Source organism: Candidatus Goldiibacteriota bacterium (assembly GCA_016937715.1).
Lineage (GTDB): Bacteria > Oederibacteriota > PGYV01 > PGYV01 > PGYV01 > PGYV01.
Map to the genome: position 1 here is coordinate 1 of JAFGWA010000088.1, position 19,031 is coordinate 19,031.

Below are 19,031 nucleotides of genomic sequence, written 5' to 3' on the forward strand. Positions count from 1 at the left end.
GTCCCTCTGTGCATCCGTCCCTCCGGTTGTACAGGGCTTGGGTATATTTTTCCAGAACGCGCCGCAAATTGGTGTTCTTGTATGCAAACAAGTTTGAAATCTTCGCTGTGTTAACGTCATTGGCAGCCACAGGCTTACGGCACATCCGAATCTGCCGGCGCGGCATTAAACAGCCCCTGCCGCATACATAATCTGCTTATGCGGCGCATACTGAAAAAACACACCCAACCCCTGTAGTTATTAATCTAATTTCGATTTTCGAATTTTCGATGTTTTATTTTACTTCCGACCCTGCGTCCCTCAGTTTTATTATTAAGGTTGAATATACTCATTATATATAATAAAATAGGGTTACTTGGACGGTTGCGGGAGTTTAGGATTATATTGAGAGGTTTTGAAAACTGCAAACCGTATTTGTTGGGGGATGTAAATGCTTAGGGAACCTGTTGTTGCCGGAACGTTTTATGAAAAAACAAAAGAAGGCCTGCTTAAACAAATATTGGAATTAAAAAAAGACGCGCCCGCGGAAAAGGTGCTTGCCAAAGGTATTATGGTGCCTCATGCCGGATATATGTATTCCGGGAAAGTGGCTGCGGAAACATTTAATTCCGTTGAAATTCCGGATACAGTGATAATACTGGGGCCGAATCATACAGGAGTCGGCGTGCCTGTATCAATTTATGGCGAAGGTGCGTGGAAAACTCCGCTTGGTGAGATGCAGATAGACAAAAGCCTTGCTGCTGACATTATGAAAAAGGCCGGTATCACGCATCAGGACAGGACTGCGCATGCAAGGGAGCATTCCATAGAAGTCATGCTTCCTTTTCTGCAGCAGATAAACAGTAACATTAAATTTGTACCTATATGCCTGGCGGAACCTTCAAGGGATGAACTTAAACTTTTGGGTAAAGCGCTGGCAAGCGTACTGGATGACAGCCAGGCTTTAATAGTGGCTTCTTCCGACCTTACGCATTACGAGCCCGCTGATGTGGTTAAAGAAAAAGATAAAAAAGTTATTGACCGGATATTAAAACTTGACCCTGACGGTATGCTTGACGCTGTGGAAAAATATGATATTTCCATGTGCGGCTGGATGCCGGTTTATGTCATGCTTCTGGCATGCAAAGAGCTTGGCGCGGCAGAGGCAAAACTTGTAAGATACATGACTTCCGGAGATGTAACCGGTGAGACGGAACAGGTGGTAGGGTATGGAGGAGTAATTATTATATGACAGGTTTTAATCTTCTTTTTCCGCCTGTTGTGCGTTTTGGCGAAGGGTCATTATGCCTGCTTGAAAAAGAGCACATACCGGGCATCAATGGTGTAATTGTGACAGGCGGAAATTCTTCAAAAAAATCCGGCGCTCTTGACAGGGCGGCGGCATATCTTAAAAAAAACGGTAAAAAAATACATATTTTTGACGGGGTGGAACCTGAAGTTTCTGTTGAAACAGTTGATAAGGCGGCGCGGTTTTGTAAAACCGTAAAAGCGGATTTTATAATAGGGCTTGGCGGGGGAAGCGCGCTGGACTGCGCCAAAGCCGCGGCCGGATGCGCTGTGGATAAATACAGTGTTGTTGATTATCTAAAAGAAAAAGTAAAACTGAAAAATTCACCTTTATTTTTTATTGCTGTTCCCACAACCGCAGGAACAGGTTCTGAATGTACAAAAAATTCTGTGCTAACCTGGACAGAGAAAAAAATAAAAATAAGCCTTCGGGGTGATATGCTTGTGCCGCGGCTGGTTCTGGCTGACCCGCAGCTTACATATTCCATGCCGCCAGATATCACGGCATGGACGGGAATGGACGCTTTGACCCATGCTGTTGAATCATATTTTTCCTCCGGCGCCAATGAAGTGACAAAGTCGCTGTCTGTGTCCGCCATAAAAATGATTCAGGCAAACCTGGTTAAAGCATATAAGAACGGAGATAATAAAGAGGCCAGGCGCGCGATGCTTCTTGGAAGCTTAACCGCCGGTTTTGCCTTTGCAAACGCGGGGTTAGGCGCTGTGCACGGGCTTGGGCATCCCGTAGGCGCTGTCTGCAAAATGCCGCACGGGCTGGTAAACGCCATAATGCTGTCTTATGTTTTGAAATATAATAAAAAGGCTTGTTTAAAAGGGATGAAAGCCCTTGAAAAAGAAGCAGGAAATGACATAATAGAAACAGTTTCCGGGTTAAATAAAAAAATGAACATACCGGAAAAAATAAGTGATGTATGCGGCAAAGCCAAAGAACTGTCCGGACTGATTCTTTCAACCACAGCATATTCGGGTTCAATGCAGTATAACCCCGTGAAAATGGATGCTGAAAAAACAGAAAAACTTTTAAAGAGGGTTTTGTGAGCGAAGAAGAAAAAGTATTGTCATTAAAGACTGTAATATTTTTTGTCATCATTATCTGTGTTTTTGCGTTGTTCAGGTTTTTCTTTGTATATAACCCCATTGATTCCACGGAAGGGGAACTTGCGTATTTTGGAAAAAATACAGGCGCGGAAACAATGTACGCGCAAAATGATACAAAACTTATGCCTTTATCTGCTTATATTTACAGGGCGGCTTTTTCTTTTGCGGGTGAAAATCCGGAAGCCGTAAGAAAACTTGGCGTTATTTATTTTTTACTGACAGCGGCGCTTCTGTTTATGGCGGCAAGGACATATTTTGGGAACGTCTTATCATTATTTGCGGTTTTTATGTACGGTTTATATCAGAACACCCACGCCGGCGGTGGGCTTAACGCGTATCCTTCATATTTTTCTCAGATTTTTCTTCTGTTAGCTTTTCTTTTTGTGGCGGAACTGGAAGAAGGATTTGAAAATGCCGACTACGCGCTTTCAGGTATTTTTATTGGCGCGGCATTTTTAACAATGGCACAGGCGGTGTTTTTTATTTTTGTGCCTTTATATTTTCTTCTTAAAAGAGAAAAAAGTAATGCACTAAAACATTTGCTGTTTCTGACAGCCGGTTTTTTCACCGTAATCATTGCAGCATGTATTTATATGTTAAAAGAAGGGATGCTGGCGGGTTTTGGAAGGGCTGTTGCAGGGCAATTTTCTTTTTACGGTACTGCTGGAATAGCAGCTGTGCTTCCGGTATATCTGTTTGGAACGGCCGCATTTGTGATAAGTATTATTATTTTCTTGTTTAAAAAAGGGAAAATAGAAAGTTTTCCTGTTTTAATATCCGGAATCTGCGCTATAATCTGCGGCCTGATTGCATCTATAGCCGGGGAAAAGGGGCCGTTTCTTACAGCGGTTCCATTTTTGGCCTTATCGTCAGCGCTGTTACTTCAATGCTTGAATTTGGATAAAGATACGGTAAAAAATGGTATTTATATATTTATACTGGCGCTTATAATTATACCTGCGCATTTTTACACCTCCGGAATGAAAACATATATAGGTTTGGCAGGAGTAACAGAAGAAAAACAGTATGACTCTTTAAATGCGGCGGAAATAATAAAAACAAGCGGCGCAAAATCGCTTGCAGTAACCGAAGGTTGCAGGGAAATAATGTTTTTGTCGGGCATAAAGCCTGCCGGAAGAAACTTTTACGACGGTGAAGCTGATATAAAATGCGTGGAACGTATTGATTCAGAAGAACACAATTTTGAAGGGGATGGCCTTATGGCGGTCACAAAATATTATATGATTTACGGAAGGGGTGTACGGAATGAAAAAAATAAATGAAAATGAAGTACCCGCGAAGTTTGGCGCGTGGGGTTCACGGTATCTTTTTAATGAGCCTGATTTTTCCGCGGGAAGCGCTGAATTAATACCCGGTAAAGAAATAGCGGAACACATGCATAATGACGAAAAAGAGTTTTTCTATTTTATAAAAGGAACTCCGCTTTTTAAAGCGTGTGGAAAAGAATACAGGGTGTCCGAAGGCGACGCTTTTCTTGTGGAAGCGGGAGAATCGCACGCTTTAATAAACGACACAAACGGCGTGATAAAAATAAACTTTGTTAAAATGAAAATCGGAAAATAAAACTGCTGAAAACCCTCTGGTTCAAAGCGTTATATTAATAATTTATGGAGGCGATATGCCTGAACAGCGACAGAAAAAACTTGTAGATATTTTAAAGTACTCTTTATTATTCTTTTTCGCCCTTGTTGTGTTTTTCTGCGCCGCAGCGCCTGATAATTCAAATGATTACTTTGATAAAGCTTCAAAAGGCAGGCAGATTGTAAGGTCAATGGAGCTGCCCGACAGCTATGATTTTTCATATACGGGACAGCAGATGGTAAAACCGGAGACCTGGTTATCTGATGTATTATTTTATGGCTTATCCTATGTGACAGGTATAAAGTTCATGTTTGTCCCTGTTTTTCTTGTATATGCCCTTATATTTTTAATACTTTTTGCCACTGTTTTCAGAAGGCAGCAGAAAAAATATATAAGCATTGTTATGCCCATGTGCCTTTTTGGAGCTTTTCTGCTTATGCCAAAACTTAATTCATCCGGGGCTGTGGCCGGAATACTTTTTACCGCATACTTTATTTATGTTATGGAACTAAGGCCTATCCCAAGAAAATTGTGGTTTTATGTCTCGCTTCCGGCGGCTGCTGTTTTGTGGGCAAATACATCCACCACCGCCCTGCTGGCGCCCGTAATAATGGTAATTTACGGCGGTTATTTTATTCTTCAGATGAAAGAAAACACGGAAAAAAAATACCTTTATAATATTTACATATACCTGTTTTCACTGTGTACCGTTTCCGCGGCAATACTGCTGTCGCCCATGGATATAAACAGCCATGTCAGCTTTGCCAAAAATCTTTTTTCAGGCGGGTTTCACAGGGGTTTTGAATATTCCGGCGCCAATATTTTATATTTTATCCTTTTCTATCTGTTTATCGCAATGGCAGCGGCGCTTGTAATTTTTGATACAAGGGAAAATTCAGATTCCGGAAGAAATTCCGAATTTATGAAAGACGTGGTGCTTGTAATTTTATTTCTTGGTATGGCTGTTATAAACGCTGAATTTATTCCGTACCTGCTTGCGGTTTTAATACCCATAGGCGCGTATTACCTGTATCTGGCTTTCAGATGGGAAATAGTTATGCCCAAACAGTGGACAGAAAGCAGTCTTATCCGGGTTAAACTTCCTGTGTACGGGCTTATGCTGTTTTTTACTTTGTTTGTGCTTATGTCTTATTCCACAAACGCTGCAAAAGAAGCGTATTATCCCCGTGCCGCTTCAAAATATATAGCCGCAGAAGGGGTGCCTGCCAATCTTTTTAATGACCCTGCCTGGGGAAATTTTCTTGCCTATAACCTGTACCCGGCTGTCAGGCCGTTTATCAGTTATGATGAAAAGATATCCGAAGAAGCAAAAGAAATATTATCAGGTAATGATACAATTGATTCCTATATAGAAGGGTACAGCCTTAATTCGTTTTTAATAAGAAAGGATTCCAAAGAACTTTCGTCAGCGCTTTATTTAAGGGGGTACAAAGCGGCTTATTTTGATGATGAAGTGATGCTTCTTGTTAATCCCTTTAAGACGCGGAAGTATTTAAGATATGTTTTTCCGCACAGCCCGAAAGATATTTATGACAAAAAGAAAGCCGCGCCTGCAATAGCGGAACTTGAGGCAATGATTGAAGCCAGGCCGTCTGAAGACGCGGTAATAACGCTTTCAAGGATATACGCCGAACAGGGAAGCGACAAGGCAATTGATTTTCTGCAGGATGCCCTTGAAAGGTACCCTTTTAAGGAAAAGATAAAAAAAGAACTGGGCCTTTTATTTTATAATGACGGTGATTATGAAAATGCCCTTGAAACATGGGGTTTTTCCGCGTGGAATGACAAAGAAATATATATAAAGGCGCGCGACGCCAGAAAAATGATGAAAAGGGCGGAGTAGGCTGCCTTTATGATTACTGATACCAAATTAAAAATTCTTTCCGATAAAATAACCGCGCTTGGAATAAAAGAGAGCGATATATTTGAAAAATTCATGACATCCGGAAATAAAGGCGGCCAGAAAGCGAATAAAAGCTGTAACGCGGTTTATCTTAAACATTTACCCACCGGCCTGGAAGTTAAATGTAAAGAGACCAGGCACAGGGAGATTAACCGTTTTCTTGCCAAAAGGCTGTTAGTTGATAAAATAGAAGAACTGCAGACCGGCCGCAGCACAAGGACGGACAGGGCGGACAAAATCAGAAAAACCAAAGATAGAAAGAGAAGAAAATCAGCATCCAATAATCTTAAAACGCCGCCATTGACTTAATTACAAGCAACCTTTATAATTTCATGTGCGTCAAACTTTATAATTAAATAAAAAAGGAAAGGGTATTTGATGAAAAAAGTGTGTTTTTTTATATTGTTGACGGTATTTTCCTATGTTTCAGCAGGCGCGGACTGCCTTCCGGTGATAGATAAAATAATTAAAAACAGCCCTGCCGTAAAAAAAGCCGATGAAAATTTAAACAGGCAGAAAATGTTATCATTGGCATCTTTAGGTGAAATGCTTCCAAATATATCATTAAGACATAACCGTTATTTTCTTGCGGCAGAAAACGGGATTGAAGAGAACGGATGGGACACTTACCTTAACGGCAGAATGGTATTATTTTCGGGGTTATCAAGAATTAATTATTACCTTGCCGGGACAAGCCTTGAAGCTTCTTTTGAGAAAAACGCGGAGTATTCCGTGATACTTGCGGCAGAAGAGGCGATATCCGTGTATTTTGAAGGCGCGTCTTTATCCATGGAAACCGCTGATTACGCGGAATCATACACCCTTATGGAAAAGCGTTTAAAAGAATTAAAAAGAAGGGAAACAATCGGGAAATCAAGAAAAAGTGAAACAGCATCCGCGGAAGTCAGGTACTATTCTTTAAAAGCCCAGCTTATACAGTATGAAAATAATCTGCAGAAAGTAACGGACGAAATAAGCCTTATGGCAGGGGAGGCGCAGGAAGAATTTGTCCTTCCTGAATGTGTTAACGCTGAAATTTTAGATTTTGACATTGATTCGGCCGTCGAAAATAACCCGTTAATACTGTCACAAAAAGAAAAAGTTAATTACGCGCAGCGTGTTGCATGGGCGCAGGCGGGAAGTTTTCTGCCTGTGGTAAGCGTATCGGCTTCGCATAAACTGGGTGAAGACAATTACAGATATACAGGCCCTTCGGTTTCGCTTTTTGCGGAATGGAGCCTGTTTGAAGGCGGCGCCAGAATCGCGCAGACTGCGGCCGCCGCAGCTGCCGCTAAAGCGGCAGAGCAGGATTATGAGGATTCAAAAAGATTCATGAAATTAAAAATAAGCGGACTGTACAATGATTATAAAGCGTCCTTAAAAAGGAAAGAAATATTAAAGCTTGCTTATGAAGCCGCGGAAAAAAGCGCCAAGGCGCAGGAAAGCGACTATTATCTGGGCAATGTTTCAAATCTTGAAGTTCTTCAGTCAATGATGGATGTGACAGATTCAAAGCGCGCGTATGACAGGGAAAGCGCCATGCTGCTTAAATACGCGATGCTTCTTAAGCTATATACTCCGGAAACCAAGGGGACAAAATGACGCTTTCTGACCTTTCCATAAAGAATCCCGTTCTTGCCTGGATGATAATGGCGGCTGTGGCGCTTTTTGGGTTTATTGCGTACAGCGGGCTTGGCGTAAGTCAGATGCCGGACGTAGATGCTCCCACGCTTAATGTATCAACGGGATGGGAAGGCGCGGCGCCGGAAGTAATGGAAAAAGAAATAACTGATATTATAGAAGAAGCGGCGCTTGGAGTGGAAGGTGTTGAAGAAATTACGTCCTCTTCGTCCCGCGGAAGGTCAAATGTAACTGTTTCATTCAGCCTTGACCGTAATATTGACGCGGCGCTGCAGGACCTGCAGAGTACGGTAAACAGGGCGGTCAGAAAACTTCCTGATGACGCGGATATTCCCGTAATAACCAAAAGTAATCCTGAAGATATGCCCATAATGTGGCTGTCTGTTTCCGGCAGCCGTGATAAAAAATTCATTATGGAATATACAAGGGACCATGTTAAAGACGCGTTTTCCACCATTAAAGGGGTATCGGAAGTCTCGCTTGGCGGATATCTTGACCCAAAGGTAAGGGTCTGGCTTGATACAAAAAAAATGGCTTCTAATGAAATAACAGCTGAAGATATTATCAGCGCTGTTGAACAGGGGCACAGGGAATTTCCCGCGGGAAACCTTGATAACGGAGCAAGGGAAACAAACATAAGGGTTATGGGTGAAGCCGGAACTGTTGACGAACTTGCGTCAATAATAATACCGGCAAGAAAAGGTTCTCCTATCTGGAAAACTTTAAGAATAAAAGACGTTGCGCGCGTGGAAGACGGCCTGGAAGATTTAACACGGCTTGCAAGGACAGACGGAAAAGAATCAGTGGGCTTGGGGGTAAGAAAACAGCGCGGTGAAAATTCCGTGCAGGTCGCGGAAAGGGTAAAAAAGAAAGTTTCTGAAATACAGAAAAGCTTGCCGGAAGGCCTGGAGCTTGAAATACGGTCTGACGGCACCAAATTTATCAGGGAAGCGGCTGATGAAATGATATTTGTAATATTACTCTCCGTAATTCTTACCTCTCTTGTATGCTGGCTTTTTTTGGGTTCGCTGCGTTCGGCGTTCAGCGTGTTTCTTACAATTCCAATGTCCATATTGGGCGCTTTTTTTCTGATGAGGGTAATGGGTTTCACTCTTAATACATTTACTTTTCTTGCTGTTTCTCTTGTAATAGGAATAGTTGTTGATGACGCCATAATGATGGCTGAAAATATAACGCGTCATTTTGAAAACGGCGAATCAAAGATAAGGTCTTCCATACGCGGCGCCCGCGAAATAACATTCGCGGCTGTGGCGGCCACTGTTGCCATACTTGCCATATTTGTTCCTGTTATTTTTATGGAAGGGGTGATAGGCAGATACTTATTTCAGTTTGGCGTCACTATTTCAGCTGCTGTGGCAATATCACTTTTAGGAGCGCTTACTTTAACGCCCATGTTAAGTTCTCAGCTGATGGAAAAAAATAAGGGAAGTATTATAGACAAGCCTTTTAATGTGTTTAAGGGCTGGTATAGAAGAACCCTTGAATCCGCCTTAAATCACAGAAAAAAAGTTGTTATTGCGGCATTTTTTATTTTTGGAGTTTCACTTTTTTTAGGGCTGGCAGTTAAAAAAGAATTTGCTCCGACTCAGGATGTGGCCATAATGATAATAAGGGTTCAGCTTGCCCCGGGGTCCGCTTTAAAAGCCACGGATAAGGCAATGCTTGAAATTGAAAAAATAGTCACATCAAGGCCGGAAGTATCCGCGTATTTCGCCAATATAAGCGCGGGTTCGGCATTTATGTTTGTCTCTCTTTTTGATAAAAAAGAAAGGCCTGTTGATCCTGCCACAGGCAGGCGTTTAAGCCAGCAGCAGTTATCTGATGTATTAAGAAAAGAATTTAAACAGGTAAAAGGGATAAGAAGCGCCAATATACAGGACCCTTCGGTTGTAAGCGTGGGCGCGGGAAGAAGGGGATATCCGGTAGAATTTATTGTAACAGGGCCGGAATGGGATAACTTGTCAGTCTACGCCGCTGCCCTTGCCGAAGAAATGGATAAAAGCGGGCTTATGACAGACGCTGATACGGATTACAGGACAGGCATGTCGGAACTTCGCATAATACCGGACAGAAAAAAAGCTTTTGACCGCGGAGTCAGCATAAGTTCCATAGGTATTGCCGTGGGATCAGTTTATGGCGGCGTAAGCGCGGGACAGTTTACCAGGGGAGGAAAAAGGTACGATATAATTGTACAATATAAACCTGAAGAGAGAAAAAACGCGGAAAAGATAAAAAATCTTATGCTCCGTAACAGCAGGGGCGAAATGATAAAACTTTCCGAAGTGGCTGATTTTGTGGAAGAGAAAACGCTTGTATCAATTACAAGGCAGGACCGCGAACGTGCCGTGCGCGTATATGCCAATGTGGCAACCGGAAGTTCGCAGGGAGAAGCAATAGAATTTACCCAAAAAAAGGCAAAAGAAATAATACCCGAAGGCTATACTATAAAAACTTCCGGCAGCACAAAAGGTTTCAGTGATACGTTTATAAGCCTTGCTATTGCGCTGATGCTGGGAATTTTAATTTCTTATATGGTACTGGCTTCGCAGTTTAACAGCCTGGTGCATCCTGTTACTGTTCTTATGGCGCTTCCCTTCAGTCTAACCGGCGCTTTAATAGCTTTGTTTATAAGCGGTAATACAATTAATATTTACAGCGCCATCGGTATAATTCTGCTTATGGGTATTGTTAAGAAAAATTCAATCCTTCTTGTAGACTTTACCATACACGCGCGCGAACAGGGTATGGACACTAAAGAAGCAATATTATATGCCTGCCCTTTAAGGCTCCGCCCTATTATCATGACCTCTGTGGCCACAATAGCCGCGGCAATACCGCCGGCTTTGGCTCTGGGGCCGGGCGCGGAATCAAGAATACCCATGTCAGTTGTAATTATAGGCGGTGTTATCGTATCAACCCTGTTTACCCTTTTTGTGGTACCAATGTTTTACAGCCTGCTTTCAGGATTTGAAAATAAAGAACATTTTAATGAGGTAAAAAATGTAATGGAAGAATTTAAGTGATATGGCCGGTTTGAAAGGCGTCAAAAAAGCTGCGGTACAAAGAAAAAATATTTTATTGTAAAGTTTTTTAGCAAAGGCAGTTAAATATAACAAATCAAAACAACAAAAAATCCCATTTTCTTGACATTTAACACTTCTGTCTATATACTTGATAATGCTTAAGGGGGCTTAAGCCATGGTTGAAATCAATAATACTAACAATTATAAGGCTGTTTTTGACAGCCTTTACACAGGTGTGTACTTTGTCAATAAAGACAGGGTAATTACATATTGGAATACGGCGGCTGAAAAGATAACAGGATATTTGGCCAAAGATGTTATTGGTAAACACTGCTGGGATAATACGGTCGCGCACCTTGATATGAAAGGCAGAAATCTTTGTAATGATCAGGACTGCCCAATATTAAAGGCGATTGTGGATAACCGGCTTGTGCAGGAAGAGATGTATGTAAAACACGCGGAAGGTTTCAGGATACCTGTTGATTCAAACATAAGCCCGATTGCTGATGAAAACGGGGTGATAACAGGGGCTATAGAAATTTTCACTGATAATCTTGCCAAGGTGGAAGCTTTCCAAAAATTTGAAAAATTAAAACAGCTTGTTTTTATAGATTCGCTTACAGGTGTGGGTAATAGAAGGTATACAGAGATTAAAGTAAACGTAAAACTTCAGAAACTCGCCAAATACGCATGGGAAAAAGATTTTGGGCTTTTATTTGTTGATGTTGATGATTTTAAAAAAATAAATGATGTGCACGGGCACGAAGCAGGCGACCGCGCTTTACGAATGGTGGCAAGGACTCTGATTAACAATATAAGGGAGCACGATTTTATAGGCAGGTGGGGCGGGGAAGAGTTTATAGCTGTAATTTCAGATGTGGATAAAAAAGCGCTTTTTTTAATTGCGGAAAAACTAAGATCGCTTGTGCAGGAAGCGGAAGTTGCGTACATGGATAAAAAAATAAAACTTACCGTATCCATAGGCGCAACCCTTGCTAAAAGAAACGAGTCTATAGGCGATCTGGTAAACAGGGCGGACGGGCTTATGTATTACAGCAAACATTTGGAAAAAAACTGCGTCACAATTGGATAACACTCTGCCGGGAAGTCTTTTGAAAGCAGTACCGGAGGATTTTGCATGAGGTATCTTGAAAACAGCCTTTTTGAAGCTATAATGAAAAAAGACATTGAAACAGCTAAAATGCTTATTAAACAGGGAGCAAGTGTAAATTTCAGGGACAGAAAAGGCCGTTCTGCTGTTTATTTTGCGGTATATTCCGGAAGCAGGCCGTTAGCCGCCCTTATGTTAAAACACGCCACATATACAGAAAAGAAACGTTTTGGAAAACTGGCAACCGCAATAGCGCTTGGAAACAAACGTAAAATACGCAACATAATAAGCAATAACAGAAAAGAAATTTTTAAACAGGATTTTTTGGGTAATTCTGAACTTGCTTTTGCCGCCATATATAATGACTTTTATGCCGCCTCGCTTTTATTGAAAAAAAACGCAAATCCTGATGTTAAAAACAGAAGCGGTAATACTCCTTTAATGATAGCAGCTGAAAGGGGCGCGTTTGAAACTGTAAGGCTGCTTTTAAAAACAAAACCCATGCCGGATGTGAACGCGTCTGATAAAAACGCAGAAACAGCACTTTCGCTTGCTTCTATGAACGGCCATTCAAGGATAACAGAACTGTTAATTAACGCGGGGGCAAAAATAAACACTGTAAATAAATACGGCAATACTCCTCTTATTTCTTCTGTTACCAATGGAAGGCTTAAATCCGTAAAAAAACTTATTAAAGCCGGTGCTGATATAAACAGCAGGGGTTTCTGGAGAAAAGCGGCGATTCATATTTCAGTAATGAAAGGTTTTTCCGGGATAACAGAAGCGTTAATAGCAGCCGGAGCGGAAATAAATGTAAAAGACCAGCTTGGCGCCACTCCGCTTGGGCTGGCCGCAGCCCAGGGAGACCATTTAACAGTATCCAAACTTTTAAAAGCCGGTGCTGACCCGGATGTAAAACTTGACAGGGGAAAAACAGCTTTAATGGTTGCAGCGGAAGCCGGCTACGTAAAAGTTGTTTCGCTGCTGCTGGCAGCCGGGGCTTCTTTAAACGTAACGGATTACAGCGGAAAAACAGCGCTGTGCTGCGCGGGCAGCGAAAAAATAAAATATATGCTGGAAGAAGTGGAACTGGGAGAAACAGGCAATTAAGAGTAAAAGGGGGCAAAAAAATGGATGAGAAAAACATTCAGATTTTAACAGCTGTAAGAAACGGCAATATATCACAGGTGGAAAAACTTCTTGGCTGCGGGGTAAATCCTGATACCGAAGATGAAAGCGGAAATAATCTATTAAAAATAGCCGCTTATACGGGGCGCAGCAGAATTGCCGCTATTCTGGCGGCAAAAGGCGCTGACGCGAAAATTAACGGTTTTTCAGAGATAATACTGGCGGCGATAACCGAAGATACGGCAAAGATAAATTTTATCGCAAGAAATAAAAAAGAATCGCTTAAAGAAACAGACACTTCAGGAAACACGCCGCTGGTATTTTCCATCTTAAACTGGAATTATGAAGCGGCAGGGGAGATTATAGACGCGATGGAAAATATTGACCCTGTAAATAAATTCGGCAATACCCCGCTTATTATTGCCGCTGAAAGGGGCAATACAAGGGTTGTAAGAAAACTTATTGCAAGGGGGGCAAAAGTAAACGCGGTAAATAAAGTTTCTGAAACAGCTCTTATATACGCGTGCAGTAAAGGGTATGCTGATATTGTTTCGGAACTGCTTCACGCGGGGGCGAATCCGGGCATAAAAAATAAATATGATGACTGCGCGATGATATACGCGGCGCTTTCCGGAAACAGCCTTATCATAAGGAAACTTGCTTCAGCCGGCGCGGATGTAAACGTGCAGGGTTTCTGGGGAAAAACACCGCTTATGATTGCGTCTTTAAAGGGTCATCCGGAAGCGGTAAGGGAGCTTATAAGCCTTGGCGCGGACGTGGAAATGAAAGACAGGTACGGATACACAGCGCTTATGGAAGCGGTGGGAGAGGCAAATATTGACGTTATGAAAGCATATACGGATAAATGGGAAAAAAACGGGCATAACCATACCGAACATAATCTGCCTGTGGAAGCCGCAAAAGAAGGGTATGTTGAAACTGTAAAAGAACTGCTTGAAGCCGGAGCCGATGTAAAAAATACGGATGAAGGCGGAATGACCGCGTTTGACCACGCCAGGGATGATGAAATAAGAAAAGCGCTGGGTGAAAAAAAAGATTTAAAGAAGGGTACGGGCGGAATTCAGGACGCGCAATGAAGTTTAAAAAAACGTTATTTTATTGGTATTGAAATACACGGCCGGCAGATGTAAAATATAAGAAAAGAATAAGGATGCGCAATGGAAAAAAATCAGGAAAGAAAAGTTGACCGTTCAGAAGTTGAAGTGGAACTGGACTTGTTTGTCCTTCAGCCCACGGAATTTCTGGTGCTTCCGGATACACCCAACATTTACCTTTCAGAAAAGAAAGCGGAAAAATTATTAAATGACCTTAAAGCGGCCGTGGAAAATTCAAGGGACGGTGTCATAATAAAGCTTAACGGGCGTATTAATCCCAGAATAAAAGCTGAAGGCGAAGATGAAAGCATGTTTTTAACCAGGGAGCTTAAAACAGGCCGTGTAAGGGAAAATAAAAGCATATCGACAGGAGCATAAATGGGAAAAGCGCTTAACGAACAGCTTATGATAGCGGTAAAACAGGGAGATTCAGAAAGGGCCGGCAATTTAATTGAATCCGGCGCTGATGTAAACTGCAAGGATAATGACGGTTATTCCGCCCTTGACTGGGCGGCCGCTTACGCGGATAATTTAATGATGGAAACACTTATGCTTGAAGGCGCGGATGACACAAACGATATGATGTCAGGGTTTCTGGTCTGTCAGTCCGCGTTTAAGGATAAACTTTTTGGCTCGCTGGTATTTGCTGTTTCCAACGGCGATATTGTAATAGCGGAAGACCTTCTTAAGAAAGGGTTAAAAGTAACAGGCAAAGAAACGGTGGAAAGGGAAGCGCTTGCCGCCGCGATAGAAAGCGGCCTGACTGACGGCAGGATAAAAGAACTGTCGCTGGAGCGTATTTCTTCGTATCCCGGGATGAGATTTGTAATCTTAAAAGCCGTAAGCAAGGTAAAGCAGGCGGAAGTTAAAAAGAAAATTAAAAAAAATATCAGGAAGAAAAAATAAAATTTGCTTTCAATGCGGGTTAAATTCCATTATGAAAATTAAAGCAGCGGTTCTCATTATTCTTATCTTCTGTTCAAACGCATCCGCTGTTTCATATTCTGACGAGAAGATTTCATTTGGCGGCGGCTATCTGGCGTCGTTTCCCCTTTATAATTCCGCGTATAATATTGCGCATGCGGCTGAATTAAAAGTAAAATTCATCAATGACGGTTTTTTTATGTCGCCTTTTATGTCCTTTGGCATGGCGTCGGGCGAAGCGGTTAAAGAAGGGGATAAAGCCGGCGGTATGTACGGCGCGGTTTATGACGCGCCTTTATTTAATCCGGGTAAAGCAGGGTATTTTGCCGCGCGGGCCGGTGCGGCGTTTGGGTTTTATCCGTCTGAATTATTTGATTTAAAACAATCAGCAGGGTTTTCTTTTTCAACCATCTATGAAAATGAAAATATAGAAGGGTTAAGAAAAATATCAGGAATGGAAAAATACATTATTTCAGTTTTTGCGGGCAGTCAAATATACAGAATGGGCGGAACAGGCGCCGCTGAACTTTTAATTTCCGCTTCTTTTAACGGCAGGTACGACGGCGGAAAAACAGATGCTTTTTTTATCTCGGCAGGGCTGTTTTTTGAAACAGACCCCGTAAGCCTTAATACAGAAAGCGCTGATACTTATGAATATGATTCTGAAGAACCCGAAAGGCAGCAAAGCGAAGAAGGCACGGGAGTCTGGGAATAATGAAAGATGAAGTTTCCGGTAAAAATTCTTTTGACCCTTCTGTATCCGGCGAAATAACCCTTTCTGAAGGCAGATTTTATATGCTTATGCATTATTATCCGCAGGCAGAACCAATATCCGCAATAAGGCCTGTTATAAGTCTTTTATCATTTGACAGCCTTTCTGATGCTTTTGAACAGATTAAACTTTATCTTCTACGTGATTGCGCGGAAAAAGAAAAAATAGATTCCCTCTCTGAAATGTTATTAAAAGCGGCAGAAACAAAAAGCGCTGCGGATATAGAAGCGGCAGTTGATTTTTATAATAATATTTCAGGGGTGAACAACGCAAATATGCCCGCTATAGACAGGGCCGGCAGCCCCGCCGATATTATGTCTTCGCAGATTCTGCTTGGAGTTATGGGAAATAAGCGCGTGAGGATAAAGCACCCTGTTTTAAAGGCGCTGATGGATATAAAAAAGTTTGACGAAAAAAATCAGCGCCATCTGCGCATGGCGGAAAAATTTCTGAATCAGATTTTAAGGTAATATTTAATTTATTATACGGAGGGTTTATGAAATATTCGCGGGCAAAACAGGGAAGGACTTATCTTGTTAAATTTGAAAACGACGATGATTTCATTGAAGAAATAAAGGGTTTCGTAAAAAATGAAAAGATAAAATGCGCGTTTTTTATATTTCTTGGAGCGGTGGTAAAAGCAAAGATGGCGGCAGGCCCCAAAAAGGCCGTGATACCGCCGTTGGCAAATATGATATCCGTCAAAGACGGCTGGGAAGTGTTTGGGACAGGTTCGGTCTTTTTAAACAAAAAAAAGGAGCCGCAGGTGCATATTCACGGTAACTTTGGAAAAGGCGAAAAGTCAAAAATGGGATGTGTGCGTTCTGACGCAAGAATTTTTAATGTGATAGAGGCAATGGTGACAGAGATAACGGGCGTAAATGTGTTTAAGGATATTGATCCGGCTACCGGATTGAACATGATGCAGATAAAGTAGATGCTTAGAGGCTTGGAAGATTGGATGCTTGGAAAAACTATTTGTAAAGAAAAACCGTAAGGCCCTCAATTTCACCAAGTTTTGATTCTATTAAAGGCTGTACCTGTTCAAATTTCATTTTACCGGCGCCGCAGCCAAGGGCGGGCAGGGCTATTGTCTTTATTTTATAAAGTTTAATCTGTTTTATAAGGTCATCAAGCCCTGCAAGAATAAGTTCTTCGGATGACGGTTCGCCGGGCTTTACGCGGGTGGGAAAGTTTAAAATGTGCCACGCTCCGAACATATCGCCTTCGGTGGTTGAAAATATTTTTCCTGGTTTAATTTTTCCGTCCGCGCAGGCTTTTTTATACTTTTCTTCGTTTATCGGAAAACGTTTTGCAAACAGTTTGTGCAGCGGGCCGTTGGGCGCGCCCGAACAGCATACATCGGATACTATGGCATCCGAACTGTCATCACATATAGTGCCTTCGGTTTTAATTATAACCGGCATTATTTATTTCCCCTTTAAACCGTGTCAGCCTATTTCAATTGTATCCATATCAAGGCTGTTAAGTATTTCTTTAAGTTTTAAAACCTCATCCTTGCTTAATGTGATGCCTTTTCCCATTTTCTTGTGTTCGCCGTCCCACGGCCTTATGTCTATTTTTGGAGCGCGTTCATTCCAGGAAACAATATTAACTTCTTTTTTCCAGCCGCCGCTGCCTTCTCCTATAATTCCAAGTGTTTTTTTGACATCCCAGGTAATTTCAGGCATATTTTCCTCCCTTCAAAGGTGTTATTGTACGCAAAAGCCTTAACACTTATATATTATAATATAGTAATTTTATTATCAAGGGGAATATCTTAGAGGCTTGGATGCTTAGAGGTTTGGATGCCTGGCAGCCTGGAAGAACAAAGATTTAATCTGGATCTGGTAGGCGCACCCTTTTAGGGTGCGGTTGTTGATTTGTTTATGTAAAAATTAATATATTTCTTAAAATGGTGGTTCCATGAAATCTTTTTCAGAATTTGGTTTTGAGATTGATTTAAAAATCTTATACAATTTCACCAGCACAATTGCGTCAAGGGCGGCGTATTGTATCATCCCTTGTGTAAGCGGCCTTACTGTCCAGTCCGCGCGCTGGTACGACTTATCCATTACTATGCCAAGTTCCCGAAAACTTACGTCCTTTAAATTATGGCCGCCTGACACCTGCCTGCCGCGCAGTTTTCTTGAATGCGTGCAGGTGTCGTAAACGTTATGCAGTTCAATTCCAAAGGGCCTTAATACACAGCGTTCAAAATTTGCAAAGTGAATGGCTTTAACTATTTTATGGTCTTCAAAGATCTCCTTCAAAGGCGATATATCCTCAATGGCAAGCGGGTCAATAAGAAAGCAGGCATCCTGCACGGCAATCTGAATAAGGCATAAAGCGGGGGGATTTCCAAAAAGGCGCGTTTCGGTATCAAGGCCTATTATGGTTTCGTTTTTAAGCTGCCGCACAACTTCTTTTAAACCGTTCTGTGTATCTATAATTTTTATATCCATGAAAAGAGTATAGCAAATAATTAATGCGGAATGTATAATAAAGACAATGTAAAAATAAAGATTATAAGGCGGAGTGCTGATGAAAAAAAGTCTGCTGATTATTTTAATGATTGCGGCTGCTGTTCCGGCAGGGGCTGATGTTTTTATTGGCCTGTACGGTGGCTGGTCCGCGGCGCGCATGTCGCTTTACAATGACGGCATGGATACGGCTCAGATTTATTATGAAGCTATGGGGTACGAAACAAAATTAAAAGGCATTAATTCGGATTTAAACCTTGGTATTGACGCCGGTGTTTTTTTTGACGGCGGGTGGGCGCCTTACTTAAGGTCGCAGTTTGTCTTTATGAAAGAGGATTATAACGAAGTCAATTATCCGGGGGGCGCGGCGCTTTTAAAAAACATGGTTAAGTATGACTGCGTGTATGCCGGTCTTGGGTTAAGAAAATACTTTAAAGACCGGCTTTATGAACATGAATTTATATTTTACGCGGCTGCGGACGCCGGGATGTCGGTTTCTGTTGATAATTACGCGAAGACAAAGTGGTTTAATTCCGACGGTTCACAGCTGGATTATGCCGATGTTAATTATTCGGGCATCATGTTCGGCGCCCACGCGGAAGCCGGGTGCGAGTACTATGTGGAAAAAAATCTTGGATTTGGCGTAAAAGCCGGATACAGGATGATGTCAGGCAGTGTTTCGGGAATTATGAAAAGCGGCAATATTCTTGAAGATAATAACGGGACAAAAGACACGCAGGAACTGGATTATTCGGGAATATACATAAACGCAGGGATAATTATCCTGATTAATTAGCGCCTGTTTGTTCACATTGACATTAAAATATCCCTGTGTTATTTTATATATAATATTATATATAAGAATAAATCCGGAAGACGGG

Annotated in this window: 20 protein-coding genes; 17 read left to right on the forward strand and 3 right to left on the reverse strand. The window is 41.8% G+C overall.

Annotated elements, in window-relative coordinates; all coding sequences use genetic code 11:
* The first annotated feature begins 430 nt into the window (after positions 1–430).
* From amrB to JXR81_09120, 16 genes are all read left to right on the forward strand, one after another.
* Positions 431–1,231, forward strand: coding sequence for an AmmeMemoRadiSam system protein B (gene amrB / locus JXR81_09045; GenBank protein MBN2754988.1), 801 nt, complete (start codon positions 431–433; stop codon positions 1,229–1,231).
* Positions 1,228–2,346: an iron-containing alcohol dehydrogenase gene (locus tag JXR81_09050; protein MBN2754989.1), complete on the forward strand. Its 1,119-nt coding sequence runs from the start codon at positions 1,228–1,230 to the stop codon at positions 2,344–2,346. Before amrB ends, JXR81_09050 begins: the two co-directional genes overlap by 4 nt.
* A complete protein-coding gene (locus JXR81_09055; protein ID MBN2754990.1) occupies positions 2,343–3,689 on the forward strand; it encodes a glycosyltransferase family 39 protein in 1,347 nt (448 codons plus the stop codon). Before JXR81_09050 ends, JXR81_09055 begins: the two co-directional genes overlap by 4 nt.
* The gene (locus tag JXR81_09060; GenBank protein MBN2754991.1) at positions 3,673–3,990 is read left to right on the forward strand and encodes a cupin domain-containing protein; all 318 of its coding nucleotides are present in this window, start codon (positions 3,673–3,675) and stop codon (positions 3,988–3,990) included. The genes JXR81_09055 and JXR81_09060 overlap by 17 nt, the downstream gene beginning before the upstream one ends.
* Positions 3,991–4,045: 55 nt before the next feature.
* Positions 4,046–5,872, forward strand: a complete 1,827-nt coding sequence (locus JXR81_09065; protein ID MBN2754992.1) for a hypothetical protein — start codon at positions 4,046–4,048, stop codon at positions 5,870–5,872.
* A 9-nt stretch (positions 5,873–5,881) separates the two neighbouring features.
* Positions 5,882–6,241, forward strand: coding sequence for a peptide chain release factor-like protein (locus JXR81_09070; protein ID MBN2754993.1), 360 nt, complete (start codon positions 5,882–5,884; stop codon positions 6,239–6,241).
* Positions 6,242–6,310: 69 nt separating this feature from the next.
* Positions 6,311–7,534, forward strand: a complete 1,224-nt coding sequence (locus JXR81_09075; GenBank protein ID MBN2754994.1) for a TolC family protein — start codon at positions 6,311–6,313, stop codon at positions 7,532–7,534.
* The gene (locus JXR81_09080) at positions 7,531–10,617 is read left to right on the forward strand and encodes an efflux RND transporter permease subunit (protein ID MBN2754995.1); all 3,087 of its coding nucleotides are present in this window, start codon (positions 7,531–7,533) and stop codon (positions 10,615–10,617) included. The genes JXR81_09075 and JXR81_09080 overlap by 4 nt, the downstream gene beginning before the upstream one ends.
* Positions 10,618–10,792: 175 nt before the next feature.
* A complete protein-coding gene (locus JXR81_09085; GenBank protein MBN2754996.1) occupies positions 10,793–11,710 on the forward strand; it encodes a sensor domain-containing diguanylate cyclase in 918 nt (305 codons plus the stop codon).
* Positions 11,711–11,755: 45 nt separating this feature from the next.
* Positions 11,756–12,838, forward strand: a complete 1,083-nt coding sequence (locus JXR81_09090) for an ankyrin repeat domain-containing protein (GenBank protein MBN2754997.1) — start codon at positions 11,756–11,758, stop codon at positions 12,836–12,838.
* Positions 12,839–12,858: 20 nt separating this feature from the next.
* Positions 12,859–13,953: an ankyrin repeat domain-containing protein gene (locus JXR81_09095; GenBank protein MBN2754998.1), complete on the forward strand. Its 1,095-nt coding sequence runs from the start codon at positions 12,859–12,861 to the stop codon at positions 13,951–13,953.
* An 81-nt stretch (positions 13,954–14,034) separates the two neighbouring features.
* Complete coding sequence (locus JXR81_09100) at positions 14,035–14,349, forward strand: hypothetical protein (protein MBN2754999.1); 315 nt, start codon at positions 14,035–14,037, stop codon at positions 14,347–14,349.
* Positions 14,350–14,877: an ankyrin repeat domain-containing protein gene (locus JXR81_09105; protein MBN2755000.1), complete on the forward strand. Its 528-nt coding sequence runs from the start codon at positions 14,350–14,352 to the stop codon at positions 14,875–14,877.
* Between the two features lie 31 nt (positions 14,878–14,908).
* The gene (locus JXR81_09110) at positions 14,909–15,610 is read left to right on the forward strand and encodes a hypothetical protein (GenBank protein MBN2755001.1); all 702 of its coding nucleotides are present in this window, start codon (positions 14,909–14,911) and stop codon (positions 15,608–15,610) included.
* On the forward strand, positions 15,610–16,137 hold the full coding sequence (locus tag JXR81_09115) for a hypothetical protein (protein MBN2755002.1): 528 nt from the start codon (positions 15,610–15,612) through the stop codon (positions 16,135–16,137). The genes JXR81_09110 and JXR81_09115 overlap by 1 nt, the downstream gene beginning before the upstream one ends.
* A gap of 26 nt (positions 16,138–16,163) precedes the next feature.
* A complete protein-coding gene (locus tag JXR81_09120; protein MBN2755003.1) occupies positions 16,164–16,604 on the forward strand; it encodes a DNA-binding protein in 441 nt (146 codons plus the stop codon).
* Positions 16,605–16,641: 37 nt separating this feature from the next.
* Here the strand turns inward: JXR81_09120 and JXR81_09125 are convergent, their stop codons facing one another.
* From JXR81_09125 to JXR81_09135, 3 genes are all read right to left on the reverse strand, one after another.
* Complete coding sequence (locus JXR81_09125; GenBank protein ID MBN2755004.1) at positions 16,642–17,094, reverse strand: macro domain-containing protein; 453 nt, start codon at positions 17,092–17,094, stop codon at positions 16,642–16,644.
* A gap of 24 nt (positions 17,095–17,118) precedes the next feature.
* On the reverse strand, positions 17,119–17,358 hold the full coding sequence (locus tag JXR81_09130; protein MBN2755005.1) for a hypothetical protein: 240 nt from the start codon (positions 17,356–17,358) through the stop codon (positions 17,119–17,121).
* A 219-nt stretch (positions 17,359–17,577) separates the two neighbouring features.
* Positions 17,578–18,132 (reverse strand): ribonuclease D, encoded by a 555-nt coding sequence (locus JXR81_09135; protein ID MBN2755006.1) that lies wholly within the window; start codon positions 18,130–18,132, stop codon positions 17,578–17,580.
* A 79-nt stretch (positions 18,133–18,211) separates the two neighbouring features.
* Here JXR81_09135 and JXR81_09140 point away from each other — a divergent pair, with 79 nt between their 5' ends.
* Complete coding sequence (locus JXR81_09140; protein ID MBN2755007.1) at positions 18,212–18,946, forward strand: hypothetical protein; 735 nt, start codon at positions 18,212–18,214, stop codon at positions 18,944–18,946.
* Positions 18,947–19,031 lie beyond the last annotated feature (85 nt).